Origin of the sequence: Bacillus sp. RC251 (assembly GCF_044908765.1) — a bacterium.
Classification (GTDB): domain Bacteria; phylum Bacillota; class Bacilli; order Bacillales; family Bacillaceae_G; genus Bacillus_A; species Bacillus_A wiedmannii.
On the sequence record NZ_JBIYDP010000005.1, the window covers coordinates 98,166 to 117,450 of the forward strand.

13 protein-coding genes and 1 riboswitch are annotated in these 19,285 nt (G+C 37.0%); of the genes, 8 read left to right on the forward strand and 5 right to left on the reverse strand.

The window, feature by feature from the left end; all coding sequences use genetic code 11:
* Positions 1–21 precede the first annotated feature (21 nt).
* Positions 22–1,380: an arsenic transporter gene (locus ABH961_RS18370; RefSeq protein WP_098076491.1), complete on the forward strand. Its 1,359-nt coding sequence runs from the start codon at positions 22–24 to the stop codon at positions 1,378–1,380.
* A gap of 101 nt (positions 1,381–1,481) precedes the next feature.
* Here the strand turns inward: ABH961_RS18370 and thiC are convergent, their stop codons facing one another.
* On the reverse strand, positions 1,482–3,242 hold the full coding sequence (thiC, locus tag ABH961_RS18375; RefSeq protein WP_098643162.1) for a phosphomethylpyrimidine synthase ThiC: 1,761 nt from the start codon (positions 3,240–3,242) through the stop codon (positions 1,482–1,484).
* 112 nt (positions 3,243–3,354) lie between these two features.
* Positions 3,355–3,470: riboswitch (TPP riboswitch) on the reverse strand.
* A 71-nt stretch (positions 3,471–3,541) separates the two neighbouring features.
* On the reverse strand, positions 3,542–5,203 hold the full coding sequence (gene lldP, locus ABH961_RS18380) for an L-lactate permease (RefSeq protein WP_048542571.1): 1,662 nt from the start codon (positions 5,201–5,203) through the stop codon (positions 3,542–3,544).
* Positions 5,204–5,488: 285 nt separating this feature from the next.
* On the opposite strand from lldP, the gene ABH961_RS18385 reads away from it, so the two are divergent.
* On the forward strand, positions 5,489–5,806 hold the full coding sequence (locus ABH961_RS18385) for a magnetosome magnetite crystal formation protein family (protein WP_098049196.1): 318 nt from the start codon (positions 5,489–5,491) through the stop codon (positions 5,804–5,806).
* Between the two features lie 118 nt (positions 5,807–5,924).
* On the opposite strand, the gene ABH961_RS18390 is transcribed toward ABH961_RS18385, so the two are convergent.
* Positions 5,925–6,416, reverse strand: coding sequence for a metal-binding protein (locus tag ABH961_RS18390; protein ID WP_098643163.1), 492 nt, complete (start codon positions 6,414–6,416; stop codon positions 5,925–5,927).
* Positions 6,417–6,466: 50 nt separating this feature from the next.
* Complete coding sequence (locus tag ABH961_RS18395) at positions 6,467–6,832, reverse strand: YkvA family protein (RefSeq protein WP_098643164.1); 366 nt, start codon at positions 6,830–6,832, stop codon at positions 6,467–6,469.
* A 545-nt stretch (positions 6,833–7,377) separates the two neighbouring features.
* On the opposite strand from ABH961_RS18395, the gene ABH961_RS18400 reads away from it, so the two are divergent.
* The 6 genes from ABH961_RS18400 (at position 7,378) to ABH961_RS18425 (ending at position 16,643) form a co-directional block, all read left to right on the forward strand.
* The gene (locus ABH961_RS18400) at positions 7,378–9,306 is read left to right on the forward strand and encodes an LTA synthase family protein (protein ID WP_048542574.1); all 1,929 of its coding nucleotides are present in this window, start codon (positions 7,378–7,380) and stop codon (positions 9,304–9,306) included.
* Positions 9,307–9,934: 628 nt separating this feature from the next.
* A complete protein-coding gene (locus ABH961_RS18405; protein WP_002008975.1) occupies positions 9,935–10,819 on the forward strand; it encodes a D-amino-acid transaminase in 885 nt (294 codons plus the stop codon).
* A 209-nt stretch (positions 10,820–11,028) separates the two neighbouring features.
* A complete protein-coding gene (locus tag ABH961_RS18410; protein WP_098076497.1) occupies positions 11,029–12,771 on the forward strand; it encodes a C40 family peptidase in 1,743 nt (580 codons plus the stop codon).
* 346 nt (positions 12,772–13,117) lie between these two features.
* Positions 13,118–14,329 carry a NupC/NupG family nucleoside CNT transporter gene (locus tag ABH961_RS18415; protein WP_048542579.1) on the forward strand — a complete coding sequence of 404 codons (1,212 nt, stop codon included), beginning with the start codon at positions 13,118–13,120 and terminating at the stop codon, positions 14,327–14,329.
* A gap of 260 nt (positions 14,330–14,589) precedes the next feature.
* Positions 14,590–15,345, forward strand: coding sequence for a GGDEF domain-containing protein (locus ABH961_RS18420; protein WP_000794329.1), 756 nt, complete (start codon positions 14,590–14,592; stop codon positions 15,343–15,345).
* A complete protein-coding gene (locus tag ABH961_RS18425) occupies positions 15,342–16,643 on the forward strand; it encodes a glycosyltransferase family 2 protein (protein WP_000988744.1) in 1,302 nt (433 codons plus the stop codon). The genes ABH961_RS18420 and ABH961_RS18425 overlap by 4 nt, the downstream gene beginning before the upstream one ends.
* Positions 16,644–17,256: 613 nt before the next feature.
* Here ABH961_RS18425 and opuD read toward each other — a convergent pair.
* Entirely contained in the window at positions 17,257–18,771 is a 1,515-nt protein-coding gene (gene opuD / locus ABH961_RS18430; protein WP_048542583.1) for a glycine betaine transporter OpuD, read from the reverse strand.
* Positions 18,772–19,285: the final 514 nt, after the last annotated feature.

A 19,285-nucleotide genomic window follows, 5' to 3' on the forward strand; every position in this document is an offset into this window, starting at 1 on the left:
AAGTAGAAAGGTAGGTAAAATATGAGCATTGAAATATGGATTACTATTATTGTATTCTTCTTAACGATGATTGTTATCTTTTGGCGACCCCGTGGCTTAAATGAGGCTTGGCCGGCAGCAATTGGCGCTGGCATTATCCTGATTACTGGACTTGTATCAAGACCAGACGTCATAGATATTATTAGTAAAATTGGCGGTGCCTCTATAACAATATTAGCGACCATCGTTATGGCGGTTATATTAGAAAGCTTCGGCTTCTTCCACTGGTCCGCAGCGAAACTTGCAAATTTAGCAAAAGGCTCTGGTCGCCGTCTATACTGGTATATTCAATTATTATGTTTTCTTATGACTCTTTTATTTAATAACGACGGTAGTATTTTAATTACAACTCCAATTTTAATTCTTCTTCTAAAAAACCTTCAATTAAAACCACATCAACAAATTCCTTATTTATTAAGTGGTGCTTTAATCGCTACTGCATCTAGTGCACCAATTGGTGTAAGTAATATCGTAAACTTAATCGCATTAAATATCGTGAATATGACTCTTTACATGCATACTGCTATGATGTTTGTACCTGCAACATTAGGACTATTGTTTATGTCATGGCTTATGTATACAGTGTTAAAGAAAAAACTTCCAAAAAAATTACCTGTTTCTTCATATGATATCGAAGAAATATTCTTCACGAAAAACTTCCATCCGTTAAAAGGAAAAAATTCAGTTGATACGAAACAAAAACGGACAAGATTCATGCTAAAAGTATTAGGCTTCGTCTTCCTTATGCGCTGCCTTCTATTCGTTGCATCCTTCTTATCGATTCCAATCGAAATTGTTGCTGTACTCGGTTCACTCGTTCTTCTCATCTGGAGATGGTACTACTTACGAACAAACCCAGTCGATATTTTGAAAAAGACACCGTGGCACATTTTAATTTTCGCATTCTCTATGTATGTAATTATTTACGGGCTTCACAATGCAGGGTTAACAGCGGCGCTTGTAAGTTGGCTCGAACCAGTTGTAAGTCAGCATCTACTCTATGCTAGCTTTGCAATGGGCGGACTTGTATCTATCCTCTCTAACGTCTTTAATAATCACCCTGCACTTATGATTGGTACCATTACGTTAACAGAAATGGGCCTAGATCCAGTCACATTAAAAACTATCTATCTCGCAAATATCATCGGTAGTGACATCGGTTCACTATTATTACCAATCGGTACGCTAGCTTCCCTCATTTGGATGTATATCCTAAGACAAAACAAAATTAAAGTGAAATGGAAAGATTATTTAAGCGTATCTCTCATCGTAATCCCACTTACAACAGCCGTCACATTATTCCTCTTATACTACTGGGTACAATTATTCTTCGCCTTATAGAAAATAGAAGCCCCCTTTGCTACCGTCTTAGCAAAGGGGGCTTCTTCTATATTTAAGTTAGGTACTACAGTGTGATCAATCAAGTAAAGAGGTGTAACGTATTATTGGTATAAATGACTACCAGTGTCTTTAAATTCTTTCGCTTTCTCTTTCATCCCTTTTTCAATTGCTTCTGTCGTTTCTAAATCATTGTCTTTCGCATATTCACGAATATCATGTGAAATTCTCATACTACAAAACTTCGGTCCACACATTGAACAGAAATGAGCCGTTTTCGCGCCTTCTGCTGGCAATGTTTCATCGTGATATTCCATCGCACGTTCAGGGTCTAAAGATAAATTAAATTGATCGCGCCAACGGAATTCAAAGCGAGCTTTTGAAAGTGCATCATCACGCTGATGAGCCGTTTTGTGCCCTTTCGCAAGATCAGCTGCATGTGCAGCAATTTTGTACGTAATAACCCCCGTGCGAACATCATCTTTATTCGGCAAACCTAAATGTTCTTTCGGCGTTACATAACAAAGCATCGCCGTTCCGAACCAGCCAATCATCGCCGCTCCAATTGCCGATGTAATATGGTCATAACCTGGTGCAATATCTGTCGTTAACGGCCCAAGTGTATAGAACGGCGCACCCTGACAAATATCAAGCTCTTTCTCCATATTCTCTTTAATTAAATGCATCGGTACATGCCCAGGTCCTTCAATCATCACTTGCACATCATGTTTCCAAGCAATCTTCGTTAATTCACCAAGTGTTTCAAGCTCAGAAAACTGTGCTTCGTCATTTGCATCTGCAATCGAACCTGGACGTAATCCATCTCCAAGAGAGAACGAAACGTCGTACTGCTTCATAATTTCACATATCTCTTCAAAATGAGTGTATAAGAAGTTTTCTTTATGATGGAATAAACACCACTGTGCCATAATTGAACCACCACGTGAAACGATACCTGTTGTACGCTTTGCAGTAATCGGAATGTAACGAAGTAATACGCCCGCGTGAATCGTAAAGTAATCAACACCTTGCTCAGCTTGCTCAATTAACGTATCACGATACACTTCCCACGTTAAATCTTCTGCAATTCCGTTTACTTTTTCCAGCGCTTGATAGATCGGTACAGTCCCAACTGGTACAGGCGCGTTACGAATAATCCACTCACGCGTCGTATGAATATTTTTACCTGTAGATAAATCCATAATCGTATCCGCACCCCAACGCGTTGCCCACGTCATCTTCTCTACTTCTTCTGCAATTGAAGAAGATACAGCAGAGTTTCCGATATTTGCATTGACCTTCACGTGAAAGTTACGGCCGATAATCATCGGTTCTGCTTCCGGATGGTTAATATTCGCCGGTAAAATGGCACGACCTTCCGCGATTTCCTTACGAACAAACTCAGGCTCTACTCCTTCACGAATCGCAACATATTCCATCTCAGACGTAATGATGCCATTACGCGCATAATGCATTTGCGTAACGTTTGCCCCTTGCTTTGCTCTAAGCGGCTGACGATCCATTTGCGGGAAAACAGGCGTATGTTTCAAAGCCACTTTCACACCGTCATCCTCTGGTTTCACTTCGCGCCCTTCGTATGCTTCTACATCTCCGCGCTCCAGGATCCAAGAGTGGCGCGGCGCCTGCAATCCCTTTTCCAGTTCCACCTTATACGCAGGATCAGTATAAGGACCGCTCGTATCATATACACGAATTGGCGGATTCGGAATACCGTTCGTTTCGCTTTGTTCAATCTCACGCATCGGCACTTTCATACCCGCGCATGGTCCATCCACATACACTTTCTTACTTCCTGGTAAACTCGATTTCAATTCAATTTGCTCAGCTGAAACAGGCTGTTTCATAACCTTTGTTGCCCCCCTGTACGTGACAAGGACGAGATATGGCCAGCGTATGCCAAAATAAAAAGAGCCAGGTCCATAAAAAAATAAGGACCTGGCTCATAAAGACATCATTATGTAAAGCCGTTAACTTCCCTACGCTGGTACGAGCCAGATCAGGTCCAAAGGGTTAAGAAGTTCACACGCTTCTCTCTCAGCCTACGCATACGTTAGGCACCCCTAGTTTATCACTGATTTAATTTTCAATACTTTCCCATCATACACTATAATCTGAAAAATACAAACTTTATTTCTTTTGTTGTTTATGGAATCATCCACGTTAAATAATATGCCTGTACATACGTCATAATACCAACAATAATTACGAAGAATAAACTATGCTTCACTGTAAAGCGGAATAAATCTGATTCTTTTCCAGCAAGTCCAACTGCCGCACAAGCAATTGCAATCGATTGCGGAGAAATCATTTTTCCTGTTACACCGCCCGTTGTATTTGCTGCAACAAGAAGTACTTCAGATACACCGACTTGCTGCGCTGTAATCGCTTGTAAATTCGAGAACAGTGCATTCGCTGACGTATCGGATCCTGTTAAAAATACACCGATCCAGCCTAGGAATGGTGAGAAGAACGGGAATAGTCCGCCAGTTCCTGCAAGTGCTAATGCTAATGTAGAAGATAGACCAGAATAGTTTGCGATAAACGCAAATCCTAATACGAATCCGATAGATAGAATTGGCATCTTAAGCTCATTTAACGTTTCTTTAAATGTTACTACTGCATCTTTTGCACTCATTTTCAAAATAAAGATAGAAATGATACAAGCAATTAAAATTGCTGTTCCCGTCGCTGATAAAATATCTAATTTCAAGATTGCTTCATAAGGCGTCGGTTTATTTACAATTGGCTCTGCTTTCATTACTAAATTGTGTAAGCCTGGAACTTCAAACTTAAACACAAGGCTTTCCAAAGCACCGCCTGGAGCAAATAACGCTTTAAAGAAACTTTGGCTCCAAATGACTACCATCACAGTTAAAATAATGAATGGAGACCATGCTTTTACTACTTTTCCTACCGTTAGTTTTGGCATAGATGTTGCCGTCGTTGTCGCAGCTACTTCACTATTTGCTTGTTTAGACTGATAAATTTCTTTCGGCTGCCAAACTTTTAAGAATAGCGATAAACTCACTAAACTTACTAGTGCTGACGTAATATCCGGAAGTTCTGGTCCTAAGAATGTCGCTGTAATGAACTGCGTAATTGCAAATGAGCTACCTGCTACAAATAGAGCAGGCCATGTTTGTCTTACCCCTTTAAATCCATCCATTAAAAATACGATAAAGAACGGAACAAATAATGATAAGAACGGTAATTGATGCCCAGCCATTTGTCCAATTTTATGCGGATCAATACCTGTTACTTGTCCAGCAACTGTAATCGGAATTCCCATCGCTCCGAACGCTACGGGTGCCGTATTTGCGATTAAACAAAGACCCGCTGCATATAAAGGATTTAACCCAAGACCTGCAAGAAGCGCTGCGGTAATCGCTACTGGTGCACCAAATCCTGCTGCCCCTTCCAAAAATGCTCCAAATGAAAAACCGATTAAAATAACGAGTAAACGATGGTCATTCGTAATGGATAATACAGATGCACGAATCACATCGAATTGACCTGTTTTCACAGATATTTTATATAAAAATACCGACATAATGATAATCCAAGCAATTGGCCATAGTCCGTATAAGAAACCATATCCCGTCGCTGCCATCGCCATCGTGAACGGCATCTTATAAGCGAATAATGCAACTAAAATTGTAAGTACAACTGTAATAAATCCTGCCACATACCCCTTCATGCGGAAAACTGCTAAAGCTAAGAAAAAAAAGATAATCGGAATAAGTGCGACCACTGCCGAAATCCAAATGTTTCCGAACGGATCATAAACTTGTGTCCATGTGTTCATTGTTCTCTCCCCCTAAAGAATCCCCTTTTAAATAGAATAACCTCATCAATAGACTATCAGGTCATCATACCTTTAAGCCTAAAAATAAAAAAACGCCAAAGAAAACGTTTTCATTAATTTTATCACAACAATTTCCACTAAAAAAGATTTTTTTGAAAATTTTATTATTTATCATGGAAATCTTACAAAAACGTCACGTTCTTGTAATGTTCATCGATAGGAAGCTCGCTACATTTCCTGCATAATAAAGGTATAACAACGGATATTATTTATGAGGTGATATATATGAATGGAAACAAAATATTAGCAGCTTTATCATACTTTAGTGTATTATTTGCCCCTATCTTATTCCCTATCATTGTGTGGATTGTGGGCGATTCTGAAACGAAACCGCACGCAAAACGCGCTCTATGGACACACATCATTCCAACCATCGCGGCATTTATTGGATTTATTATTCTAGGAATTATGGGTATCGGATCGAATCAACCAGACGTAACACTTGGCATTGGAGCAATGATTGTCTTATGTATTTGCGGCATTATTAGCTTATACTACTTCATTTGGAACATCGTAAAAGGTATTAAAGTGCTGAAAGCTTAAGTTTAAACAAACGTTTGATTAAAACAGTACGCATCATAATAAATGAAGTTTTATCGGCGATACGACAATCTTTTAATAAGAAAAAAACCGTCCCAAAATACCTTTTGGGACGGTTTTTTTATCTTCTGCGTCTCTTCTTTTTTCTCATCATTTTCTTGCGGCGCGTATTCACTTTATCCGCTATAATGTGAAGCGTACTTGCCACAACAATTCCCATTATGAACGTTACAATTTCAACTTCATGTTCCTTCGCAATTTCTATTAAATTCCCATCAAGCGCGATTACATTTAATAGGAATAAAAACGGAGAAAACACAATTAACATGTATGCAATACGAATCACATCACCAAGTATAATTGTATGTGTAAAGAAGGATCGATGCGGCATGACCTTCTTATACGGATACCAAAATATACGTAGGAACCCCCATTTATTATACGCATTACTATATGTATCTAAATCCGGCGTTAAAAATGAAGTACCTACTAAAAAGCCAATTGCAAAAGTTAATAAAAAATCCAAGTTTGTTAATCCATACGAAAAGAGCATAAACAAAACAACCGGAAGGGATATTAAGTTTATTTTCGTATGCGTTCTTCCTGATGGCATAATGCACTTCCTCGCTTACGTTCGCCCTGTCACCATATGACAGTTCTCACCTATTGATCTAATTTCTGATCGATAAAGGATGTGTCTATATCCGAACCAAACCATTCTGCCAACTTCACTCGTGCCTTATCTTTCACCTCTTCATTGACGTATAACGACGCTTGTAATAGAGCAGCCATTAACGCCCCTAAATCATCTGTATAACCAACTCCAGCAATGAAATCTGGGATGGCATCAATTGGTGCAATAAAATAAGCAAGTGCTCCAATCACAATAATTTTCACTCGCTTTGGAACATCAGGTCTTTGCAAAACATAAAACAATAATAGACTTGCATAAATGACCGACTGTCCCGCTTGCTTTGAAACATGTTTTGCTTTCTTCCAAAACGCTTCAACTGAAAATTTTTGTTCCATGTAAAAGCCTCCCTATTTTTTTAAAGAAATAAGCTACAATATGTTATCAGTAAAAGTTCATCAAAATTACACATAATCTATCAATGAACTTTCATTGTAACAAACAAACGAAAAAAGAACAAGTGTTCGTTAATTTTTACATACTTCCCTTCATATAATAGGTTTCTAGATAACCACTCACCCATTGTCATTTCTTATTTCTCAACAAGAAAATTTTCACTTTCACTGAACATTCTGCTCTACCTTTGTTATATTTTCTAGTTGACGGACATATAAACGAATGTTAAAGTTTTCTCTGGTAGTGACAAATCTCATACAAAAAATGTAAAATGTTATAGTGTTTCTCAGAAATGAATTTTGTTGTATAATACAGAAATGACGTTATGCTTATGAGCAGCACAAGAAACCAAAAGGGTATGCATAGTTATAGTCGTATATGGGTGAATATAGAACCTCTAATTATGGCCAAGAAAACTATGTATTTTTTATTTTAGCATTTTTCGCTCCAAAATCGACCAAGCCTGATAGAGAAAGGGTGGAAATGAATGAAAGAAACCTTGAAATCACAATTTCAAAATGTGCGTTTCACTGTATTCGTAGCTTTAGCTTTATGGCTGAAGACGTATCTTATTACACGCACAAGCTTTGATTTAAAACTTGAATCTTTCATGCAAGAATTCATTTTATTCCTTAGCCCATTAGCAGCATCATTACTGCTTGTTGGTCTTGCATTATTTGCAAAAGGGAAAAAACGTAACTATATAGCACTTGGAATTAATTTTGTTTTAACAATCGTTCTTGTTGGTAACGTAATGTTCTACGGATTCTACAATGACTTCGTTACTTTACCAGTACTAGGACAAACATCTAACTTTGGAAGTTTAGGTTCTAGTGTGAAAGAATTGTTTAACTACAAAATTATCCTTGCATTTGCTGATATTATTGTATTCTTCATTTTATTGAAGAAGATGAAGAATTTTGCACCGACAGAACGTGTAGCACGCCCAATGCGTTCCCTATACTTCGTGTCAACAGTTGCTATTTTCTTCGCAAACTTAGGACTTGCAGAAGCTGAACGTCCTGAACTATTAACACGTTCATTCGACCGCGTTATGCTTGTTAAAAACTTAGGTTTATATGTACACCAAGTGTATGATCTTGGCTTACAAGCAAAATCAAGTTCACAAAAAGCTTTTGCTGACGGTAGTAAATTACAGGAAACAGAGAACTACGTAAAAACAACGCAAAGCAAACCAGATCCAAATATGTTTGGTACTGCAAAAGGGAAAAACGTAATTGTTGTCTCTCTTGAGTCATTACAAACATTCTTAATTGGTGCAACAGTTAACGGACAAGAAGTTACACCATTCTTAAACCAATTTACGAAAGAAAGTTATTACTTTGATAACTTCTTCCATCAAACTGGGCAAGGAAAAACATCTGATGCTGAATTCTTAGTAGATACTTCCATGTATCCACTAGACCGTGGTGCTGTATTCTTCACACACGGTAATAACGAATATACAGCAACACCAGAAATTTTACGTGAGCAAGGATATCACACATCGGTATTCCACGCGAACAACGCAACATTCTGGAACCGTAACATTATGTATCCGGCACTTGGTTATGATCGTTACTACAACGAGCTTGACTACAAGATTACGCCAGAAACAAAATTAAATTGGGGATTAAAAGATATCGAATACTTCGATCAATCTATCGATATGTTAAAAGAAGTGAAGCAACCGTTCTATACTCGCTTCCTTACTTTAACAAACCATTACCCATTCACTTATGATGACAGCACGAAATTAATCGATGAATATAATTCTGGTGATGGCGTATTTGACCGTTACATGGTAACTGCTCGCTATTTAGATGAAGCAATGAAACACTTTATTGAGCGTCTAAAAGCAGAAGGTATTTACGACAACTCAGTTATCGTATTCTACGGTGATCACTACGGTATTTCTGAAAACCATAACCGTGCAATGGCACAGTTCTTAGGAAAAGAAGAAATCACTGCATTTGACCATATGAACTTACAAAAAACGCCGATGTTTATTCACGTTCCAGGTCAAAAAGAAGGTAAAACAATTTCAAAACCAACTGGTGAAATTGATATTAAACCAACAATTCTAAACTTACTTGGTGTAGATTCTACGAATCAAGTTCAATTCGGTCATGATGTATTCTCACCTGATAATAAAGGATTCGTTGTTCTTCGTGACGGTAGCTTCGTTACAGATAAGTACATGTACACGAACAGTACATTCTACGACCGTACTACTGGCGAAGTTGTACAATTACCAAAAGAAGAATCTCAACCACTCATTGATCGTGCCCAAAATGAATTGAACATGTCTGACAAAATCATTGAAGGTGACTTACTTCGCTTCTCTGAAAGTAATAAGACCAAAACTGGTGAAGTAAAGACGGCTATTAAAGAAGAAAAGAAGAGCGCTGAGTAATCTCAGCCTCTTTTTTTTATATTTCTCCATACAATCACTTATATTCATTAACTTTAACATTACATAACCTTTACCAAATATTCACATAGGATTAACGAAACATCTCTATAATAAAATATGTAAGCAAGGTTCTATATATTTCTTATCTCTCATCTGTAATAAGATCCCTTAAAGAAATATATGAATCGTTTATTTCTACTTTCTTATAATTGTCTTTCAATATGTTTTGTTTCCATACACAAAACATTCAATAAGACGATGTCCCTATGAAAGATAGCTACCCTCCTTGTGCAGCATTCCATCAGAATGTTGCTTTTTTTTATTCAAAAGCAGGATTCTTATTTCTCATTTTCGAATTTGTATATACAAAATGCTGTAAAAGTGAAACTTTAATCAGCCCTCACCAATCGGGCATTTACGGGCCGTTATTCGCCCTCTTCACTTCTTTGCTCCAGCCGAATTTTTAGCAGGAGTTTTACTGCCCACAAATAGCGGGGTAAATCATTACTACTTCTCTACCATTTACAAATACATATACGTCATATGTAAAGAAGTACTCACATAGAAATTACTATAGTGATTTTTATTCCGAATGAAAGCTTCACTTTACTTATGCACTTACGAAAGGATGGGACGGAAATTGGCATATGAAAGATTTGTACTTTGGAATGATGCAGTTATTGATACAACGAAACAAAAAACGTACATAGAACTTGAAGAAAGAGGCTTGCAGTTTGGAGATGGTGTCTACGAAGTTATTCGCCTATATAAAGGAAACTTTCACTTATTAGATCCGCATATCACAAGACTATATCGCTCCATGGAAGAAATAGAATTATCACTCCCTTTCTCAAAAGCAGAACTTATTATCCTACTTTACAAACTAATTGAAAATAATAATTTCTACGAAGATGGAACGATTTATTTGCAAGTATCTCGCGGTGTACAAGCTCGTACCCACACATTCTCATATGACGTCCCTCCGACAATCTATGCCTATATTACGAAGAAAGAAAGACCAGCGTTATGGATTGAATATGGTGTACGTGCTATATCAGAACCAGATACGCGCTGGCTACGCTGTGATATCAAATCATTAAATTTATTACCTAATGTATTAGCCGCTACGAAAGCTGAACGTAAAGGTTGTAAAGAGGCTCTTTTCGTACGAAATGGTACTGTAACTGAGGGAAGCTGTTCTAATTTCTTTCTCATAAAAAACGGAACTCTCTACACACATCCAGCCAATCACCTTATTTTAAATGGCATCATTCGTCAGTATGTCCTTTCTTTAGCGAAAACCCTTCGCATTCCGGTAAAAGAAGAACTGTTTAGCATTCGCGATGTTTATCAAGCGGATGAATGTTTCTTTACAGGAACGACGATTGAAATTTTGCCGATGACTCACCTTGATGGAACTGCAATTCAAGATGGTCAAGTTGGCCCTATCACAAAAATGCTACAAAGGTCATTTTCTCAAAGCTTGTTACAATCCAATATGTCATCTTCTTAAATACGAATAATTTCTAACCTTTCTACATTCAATATATGTATTTAAATGGAAATCAAGGTGTAATTTATGCCTTGATTTTTTCTTGTAATCTTTTTGTCATATTCAGATTCCCGCATAAGTCTTGACAGTAATCGACATGCTCTTTAGAATTTTTAACAGTTGGTAAATATTTCTTAACTACATTACAGACAGAAAGGAATCGACAAATTATGAAAAAATACCTTGCCGGTCTTGCGGCAGTGTCTGTAGCAGGAGGAGCAGCACCTACACTTGATAGTGTTCAAGCTGCCCCTGAACAAAATACACAAAAAGCTGCTACAACTGTCCTAGCTTCTGCATCAAACAGCTCATCTTATACGGTAAACGCTAGCGTATTACATGTTCGTGCAGGATCAAGTACTTCTCACGACATCATCTCTCGCGTTTATAACGGTCAATCACTAAACGTGATTGGCGAAGAAAATGGTTGGTTCAAAATTAACATTAATGGAAAAACAGGCTTTGTTAGCGGTGAATTTGTATCAAAAAATGGTGCAAGCAATTCCAATGTAAGTACAACAGGTGGAAACAGTAAAGTTACTGCTGATGTATTACGTGTACGTACCGCTCCTAACACTTCTAGTTCTGTTTCAGGACGTGTATATGAAGGACAAGCATTAAACGTAATTGGTCAAGAAAATGGTTGGGTGAAAATCAACCATAATGGACAAGTTGGCTATGTAAGTGGCGAATTCGTATCTGGTGTTTCTTCTAATGCAGGTTCTTCAAACAACAATACGAATAATAACAACCAAGAATCTGTAAAACCAGCAAGCGGAAACTATACAGTAAATGTATCTTCCCTTCGTGTTCGTACAGGTCCTAGCACTTCTCACACAACTGTAGGGTCTGTTACAAAAGGACAAGTCGTACAAGTTGTTGGCGAAGTTCAAGATTGGTTCAAAATCAATTACGCTGGACAAGCTGCTTACGTAAGCAAAGACTACGTAACAAAAGGCGGTTCTAGCGACAACGTTACACAAGGTAACAAACAAGAACAAAATAATAATGTAACCGTTCAAACTGGTGGTACTTACGTTGTTAACGCAACATCTCTACGCGTTCGTACAGGCCCTGCTGCTTACCATAGTGTAATTGGTGGCGTGTTAAATGGGACTACATTAAACGTAGTTGGATCTGAAAACGGTTGGTTTAAAGTAAACTATCAAGGAAAAACAGGTTTCGTTAGTAGCGAGTTTGTAAAATTCGTTAAAGGTGGCACTGCTACTCCTGAACAACCAAAACAACCTGAAAAGCCTAACCAAGGCGCAATTGGTGACTACTACATTAATGCTTCTGCACTAAATGTACGTAGTGGCGAAGGTACAAATTATAGAATCATAGGAGCACTTTCACAAGGACAGAAGGTGCAAGTAATCTCTGAAAACTCTGGATGGAGTAAAATTAACTACAGTGGTAAAACTGGTTACATCGGAACACAGTTCCTATCAAAAACACCAGTTGGCGGCGCTGTAAATAATAAACCTAACAACAATACTAATCAAAATAACAATAATACAAGCAATAACAACAATACAGGTAATAACAGCGGTGATGTTTCTGCCATTCTTGCATATGCAAAATCAATGCAAGGCGTACCATACGTTTGGGGCGGTAGTTCTGCTAACGGTGTTGACTGCAGTGGTTATATCTACCACGTATATAAGAAATTTGGTCATAAAATGAGCCGTACAAATGTTGCAGGATATTGGAATAGCTTACCGAAAACTTCAAATCCACAACCAGGTGACTTAATTTATTTCCAAAATACTTATACAGCAGGACCTTCTCACATCGGTATTTATCTTGGGGGCGGATCATTTATCCAAGCCGGAGATAAAGGTGTCGCAATCGCTTCATTAAGCAATTCTTATTGGAGTAAGCACTTCTTAGGTTATACGAAAGCACCTTAAGTTATATTTTAGAGCCTTCTAGATTACTAGAAGGCTCTTTTTAATATATGTCACCTATATCCCCGAAAAAAATAATGTATCTATTTCCCTATTTCATACACTATATTCTACAAAAATACTCCATAACGTTATCATAATGTATATTTTTACATAAAAAACATAACCTATTTCATGTTTAATCATTTTATATGTGTTTTTTTAAAGAATTTTCTTTTTATTTAAACTTTTCGTTAGACGTTTGACCTCCGATGTCCATTATGATAAGTTACTTAAGATGTTATATTCGTAAACGTATAGACAACTGGTTTATACACTTTTTTTACTATGAGGAAGGAGCATACACTGCATGAATCTTTTATGGGGAATTGGCGGCGTGATTGGAGTATTAGCAATTGCTTTCTTACTATCTTCCAACCGCAAAGCTATTAATTGGCGCACAATTTTAATCGCGCTAGCATTACAAATGTCATTTTCATTTATCGTATTACGATGGGATGCCGGAAAAGCAGGTTTAAAATACGCTGCAGATGGCGTTCAAGGATTAATTAATTTTTCTTACGAGGGAATTAAGTTCGTTGCTGGGGATTTAGTCAACGCAAAAGGCCCTTGGGGATTTGTTTTCTTCATTCAAGCACTACTTCCAATCGTATTTATTAGTTCATTAGTTGCAATCTTATATCATTTCGGTATTATGCAGAGATTTGTTAGTGTCGTTGGTGGCGCATTAAGTAAACTTCTTGGAACTTCTAAAGCAGAAAGTTTAAACTCAGTAACAACTGTATTTTTAGGACAAACTGAAGCTCCAATCTTAATTAAACCTTACTTAGCACGTTTAACAAATAGTGAATTCTTCACTATTATGGTAAGCGGTATGACAGCTGTTGCCGGATCAGTTCTTGTCGGCTATGCAGCAATGGGTATTCCGTTAGAACACTTATTAGCAGCAGCGATTATGGCAGCTCCATCAAGTTTATTAATTGCAAAACTAATTATGCCAGAAACAGAAGAAGTAGATAATAACGTTGAGCTTTCTACAGAACGTGAAGATGCAAACGTTATTGATGCAGCTGCACGTGGTGCATCTGAAGGTATGCAACTTGTTATTAACGTAGCAGCAATGTTAATGGCTTTCATCGCATTAATCGCTTTATTAAATGGATTATTAGGATGGGTTGGTTCTTGGTTCGATATTAAACTTAGCCTAGATTTAATCTTCGGTTACTTATTATCACCATTTGCAATCTTAATCGGGGTTTCTCCTGGTGAAGCTGTACAAGCAGCAAGCTTTATCGGTCAAAAACTTGCAATCAACGAATTCGTTGCATATGCAAACTTAGGACCACACATGGCAGAGTTCTCTGCAAAAACAAACTTAATTTTAACATTCGCAATCTGTGGATTCGCAAACTTCTCTTCTATCGCAATTCAATTAGGTGTAACAGGAACGTTAGCTCCTACTCGCCGTAAACAAATTGCACAGTTAGGGATTAAAGCAGTTATCGCTGGTACATTAGCAAACTTCTTAAATGCAGCAGTTGCAGGTATGATGTTCCTATAAAATGACGCAAAGTCTCCTCTTTCTAAAGAGGGGGCTTTTTATTATATGTTTTATATTTTTTTGTTATATATTAAATACTTTATGCTTAAATATAAGAACATTATGATACAATAATTAGTAAGTCTGTTTATTTTTTCTTGCAAAAGAGAGATACTACTTGTTGTTGCTCTCCAAAATAACCTAGTCATCCGGTCTATTTCTTAATAATTGCGCATACTACAAGTATCCTTGCATGAATTACCTTTAAGGAGGAAAATTTTGTGAAAAATAATTTCTATAAAGTCCTCTCTATGTGGATTTTACAAATTTTATTTTATTTTACAACTGTACATGTAACGCAATATGAGCATGCTCTCATTTTTACAATTATATATGTAATTGTTAATGTACTATTTCTATTATTAACTGATAAAACCGCATTTGTTCTTTTTATATTAGGAACCATTACTTCGGTATTCTATCTGTTCTACCAAGCATGGCTTTACTTATGGAGTACATCAGAACAATGGGAATACATTATTACTCACTTCCTAATGGCAGCAAACTTCTTCATCGTATATATCTCCACTCATTTATTAAAGAAGGTTATTCATGAAAATAAAGAATTAACCGAACGTGTGAGAATATTAGAACAATACATTGGAGAATCAAAATTATTAACAAGACAAGAATTCGAAAGACGACAAGCATTATTAATCACTGCAATGAATCGTCGTAATGAAACAGGTGTTATTATTTACTTTGATTTCAATTCCTTTAGTAAATATACAAAGGAAAGTGTTATGAACCGTGTAGCTTCATTATTAGTTGAAACGATAAGAGATGACTTTGATCTTGCTGCTGAATACGATAATAATAAGCTAGTTATTTTATTACAAAACACAAATGAAGCCGGTGCTGACATTGTAATGAACCGTCTAAAGCCAAAAATGGAGCAATGGCTTGCTGCTGAAGCGATCCAAGATATACAAATTTCACGCGAGCAAATTGGGAACAAAGGAAAGACGTTATTATGATGACACTCGTTATACTGCTTTTATTCCTTCTGTTTTGCGTACTCGTTTTTTGGATTAGTATCACATTTTCGATTAAGTATATACTTATCTTTACAGCCTTTCTATTCTCTGCCTTACTTGTTTACTATTCTTTCTTAACACTCGCAGGTTTAGTTCACCGAAATAGTAAACGAAAGGATCGTACGCTAGAACATTATCCAAGCGTCGACATTTTAATACCAGCCCACAATGAAGGGGTCGTTATTAAAGATACTTTAGAGGCGATGGCAAAGATTGAATATCCAGGTAAACTAACTGTTTATTTATTAAACGATAACTCTCAAGATGAGACACCTGAAATTGGTGACGATTTTGACAAAGCTTATGCTCATATTCGTCACATTCGTGTTCCAGCGGGTGAACCAAAAGGGAAATCGCGTGTATTAAACTATGGTCTTAGTATTTCAGATGGTGAATACTTCTGTGTGTATGATGCAGATAACCAGCCTGAACCACATGCACTGCGAATGCTTGTAGAACACGCTGAAACAACCGAGGATGCTGTTGGAGCTGTTGGTCACGTTCGTACTGTAAATGAAAACAGAAACTGGCTAACACGAATGATCTCATTAGAATTTCAAATCTTCCAGCTCCTTATGCAATCAGGACGTTGGTTACTATTCCAAACAGGTTCACTAACAGGAACAAATATGCTTCTTCGTCGCTCTGCATTAGAAGAACTTGGCGGCTATGACCCGTATGCAATTGCAGAAGACGCTGAATTAACATTACGAATTACACAAAAAGGCTATCTCTTACCGATCGTTCCAGAATCAATTACATGGGAACAAGAACCTGAGCATTTAAAAATCCTTATTAAGCAGCGTACACGTTGGCTCCAAGGGAACTTGTACATTTTAGAAAAAATGTTTTCTTCCTTAAGTTTCTTTAAAGGAAAACTTCTCGTCCATTCCTTACAACAAGTTTTAGTGTATGTTGTATTTTGGCTATTCTTAATCATTTCGAACGTTTGGTTTGTAATTGGGTTACTCGGGATATTCCAAATTCAATATAGCATTCCGCTACTATTTATGTGGTATGTCGCATATATTACATATGTTTCTCAATTATTTAGTGCCCAGAGTGTGGAACGAACCTTTACACCAACTAATATTTTTATTAGTGTTATCATGTACTTTACGTACGCACAGCTCTTTACGTACTTATTCATTCGCAGCTTAATTTTATACTTACGTGCAAAGAGCAAGAAACAAGTCATTGGCTGGGATAAAACAGTTCGATTCAAAAAAGAAAAGTAAAACTTTAATCAGTGGGAGTTCTCCCACTGATTTTTATTTTGTAAATAAAAATCAGCACAGAGCGCCGTATGCTCTGTGCTGATTTATTGCCGTATAAATTATATATATCAGACAATACCCCTTAGCTGAAAGTAATTTCACGTCCATCCCCCAACGAACGATTGACCTTCATTTATATACGAAAAAGTGATTGCTATTTTTGTAGAACCAATTGCTTCTCTTGCTGTTCTTTGCGCGTTTCAGTCTTAGGTTCCGTGCTTTCTTGGACACTACGATGTGCCACACGTTTCAAACAAATATGCTTCCACTTTCTTTCGTAACGTTTCATTATTCTAGATGTCCCCCTTGAATGCGCTTTAAAACTATTTGAAATCGCTTACAGGAAATAATATAGCACATATACATAAACGTGACAACACATTTCCGACAATTTTTTGTCAAAAATACAAATAGAATCCGCAAGATATCGAACATTGTCGAAATTCATCGATTTATCTTCGTATAAAAGGCATACTACTTATATAGTAAAGTATTTTATTTCCCTTACGTGGAGTTCAAATTCCTTCTATATAAAAAAGAGCTGATACATAATCAGCTCCTTTTCCTTCTATTATTAATGACGCTTCATACGTCCTTCTTTTTGTAACTCTTTAAACAATGCTGCCATCATGAAGAAAATAACGAAGACGAATGGGAATGCTGCTATGATAGCTGCCGTTTGTAAGGCTTCTAATCCCCCTACATATAATAAGATAGAAGCTAACGCTGCTAGAACGATACCCCAGATCATTTTAATGCGGTTTGGTGGATTTAAACTACCATGTGTCGTTAACATTCCTAAAACGAATGTCGCAGAATCTGCAGATGTAATAAAGAATGTAGAAATAAGAAGAATTGCTAGCACAGATAAAGCCGATCCAAAGCTTCCCATCTGATCAAACATAGCGAATAACCCTACTTCTGTTCCCATCTCTTTAATTTTTTCAAAGATATGTGCATCACCAAACAGTTCCATATGAATACCAGTCCCGCCGAAAACAGAGAACCAAAGCGCACCGATTACAGTCGGTACGAGTAACACACCGATAACAAACTCGCGAATCGTACGTCCTCGTGAAACACGGGCAATAAACGTACCTACAAATGGTGACCATGCAATCCACCATGCCCAATAGAAAATTGTCCATGACTGAACCCATTGATTTCCGCCTTCATCTAATGGACTTAAACGGAAGCTCATGCTTGGCAATTCCTGAATATAAGAACCGATTGTTGAAGTGAAGTAATTCATAATAAAGTTTGTTGGACCTGCAAATAATACAATAATCATAAGTGCAAACGCCAAAATAATATTCGCATTACTTAAATATTTAATTCCTTTATCAAGACCTGTTTGCGCAGATAACATAAATAACACGGTTACGATTGCAATAATAACTAACTGTGTCGGCAATGAATTCGGGATAGATGTTAAATAACTAACACCACCAGCAATTTGTTTCGCACCAAGACCTAATGATGTTGCAACACCAAACACAGTTGCGAAAACAGCTAACACATCAAATGAATGAGCAATACGTCCATGTTCCCCGCCTTTAAATAACGGACCTACTGTCGCACTAATCGTACTTGCTTTTCCTTTTCTAAAAGTAAAGTAAGCAATACACAGCGCTACAAATGCATATAGTCCCCACGGATGTAATCCCCAATGGAAAAATGAAAAACGTAGTGCAAGACGCGCACTTTCCTCAGTTGCACCTTCTCCAAACGGAGGTGCGTACAAATGGTTTAATGGTTCGGCAACGCCCCAGAAAACTAAACCGATACCCATACCAGCGCTAAATAGCATAGCAAACCATGTCATATAACTATAATCAGGTTCATCATCATCTTTACCTAAACGAATAGAACCGTATTTCGAAACAATTAAAAAGATAGACACACCTAAAATAATAGAAACAGAAATAATATAGAACCATCCAAACTTACTAACCAATACCGTTTGAATCGCAGTCGTCACATTTCCTAGGCTACCTTTTCCAATAATAGATTCGGGAATAATCCCCCAAATTGTAAATGCAATACATAATGTTAATGAAACGATGAATGTTTTTGTCAGTTTCCTCATCAAATCCCCCTTCGTAGGTTTCACTTTTGTAAATAACATAAATTCCGATATGTAAAATCGGATAGAAAACTATAATTTTACGGTGATTTTCTTACTTTCACCTTCACCAACTAGAATTCTTATGGACAGCCTTACCTTCCGTATAATCTTTTTACTCTGCAAGAGCTATAAGATCGAAATACTGCTGTCAAATTGTGCGAGAGAAATGTGGATGGGAATGTGTTTTCCCAAAAAAAGATGTGTTACAGATGTAAAAAAGGGCATTTTTCTTCCTTGCAACCCTTTCTTTTTGTAACAATTATGCGGTTTTTTTGCTAGTATATAGCACGTGTTTATAGTTTCACAAACGAAATGTTTATGTTTATATAACTATATTACCCATAAAACGGCAAAATACTCAAGGAATGTAACCGTTTAGTAAACATTATGTAACACTCCTGTAATATTTTTATTTACGCCGAAAAATATATGTTGTATTAAATATTTTGAATATAAGTAGAAACCTACTAATCAC

Excerpts from the sequence above, each read along its gene's own strand:
- ABH961_RS18370 (WP_098076491.1), top strand. The coding sequence starts at position 22 with ATGAGCATTGAAATATGGATTACTATTATTGTATTCTTCTTAACGATG.
- thiC (WP_098643162.1), bottom strand. The coding sequence starts at position 3,242 with ATGAAACAGCCTGTTTCAGCTGAGCAAATTGAATTGAAATCGAGTTTA.
- lldP (WP_048542571.1), bottom strand. The coding sequence starts at position 5,203 with ATGAACACATGGACACAAGTTTATGATCCGTTCGGAAACATTTGGATT.
- ABH961_RS18385 (WP_098049196.1), top strand. The coding sequence starts at position 5,489 with ATGAATGGAAACAAAATATTAGCAGCTTTATCATACTTTAGTGTATTA.
- ABH961_RS18390 (WP_098643163.1), bottom strand. The coding sequence starts at position 6,416 with ATGCCATCAGGAAGAACGCATACGAAAATAAACTTAATATCCCTTCCG.
- ABH961_RS18395 (WP_098643164.1), bottom strand. The coding sequence starts at position 6,832 with ATGGAACAAAAATTTTCAGTTGAAGCGTTTTGGAAGAAAGCAAAACAT.
- ABH961_RS18400 (WP_048542574.1), top strand. The coding sequence starts at position 7,378 with ATGAAAGAAACCTTGAAATCACAATTTCAAAATGTGCGTTTCACTGTA.
- ABH961_RS18405 (WP_002008975.1), top strand. The coding sequence starts at position 9,935 with ATGGGACGGAAATTGGCATATGAAAGATTTGTACTTTGGAATGATGCA.
- ABH961_RS18410 (WP_098076497.1), top strand. The coding sequence starts at position 11,029 with ATGAAAAAATACCTTGCCGGTCTTGCGGCAGTGTCTGTAGCAGGAGGA.
- ABH961_RS18415 (WP_048542579.1), top strand. The coding sequence starts at position 13,118 with ATGAATCTTTTATGGGGAATTGGCGGCGTGATTGGAGTATTAGCAATT.
- ABH961_RS18425 (WP_000988744.1), top strand. The coding sequence starts at position 15,342 with ATGATGACACTCGTTATACTGCTTTTATTCCTTCTGTTTTGCGTACTC.
- opuD (WP_048542583.1), bottom strand. The coding sequence starts at position 18,771 with ATGAGGAAACTGACAAAAACATTCATCGTTTCATTAACATTATGTATT.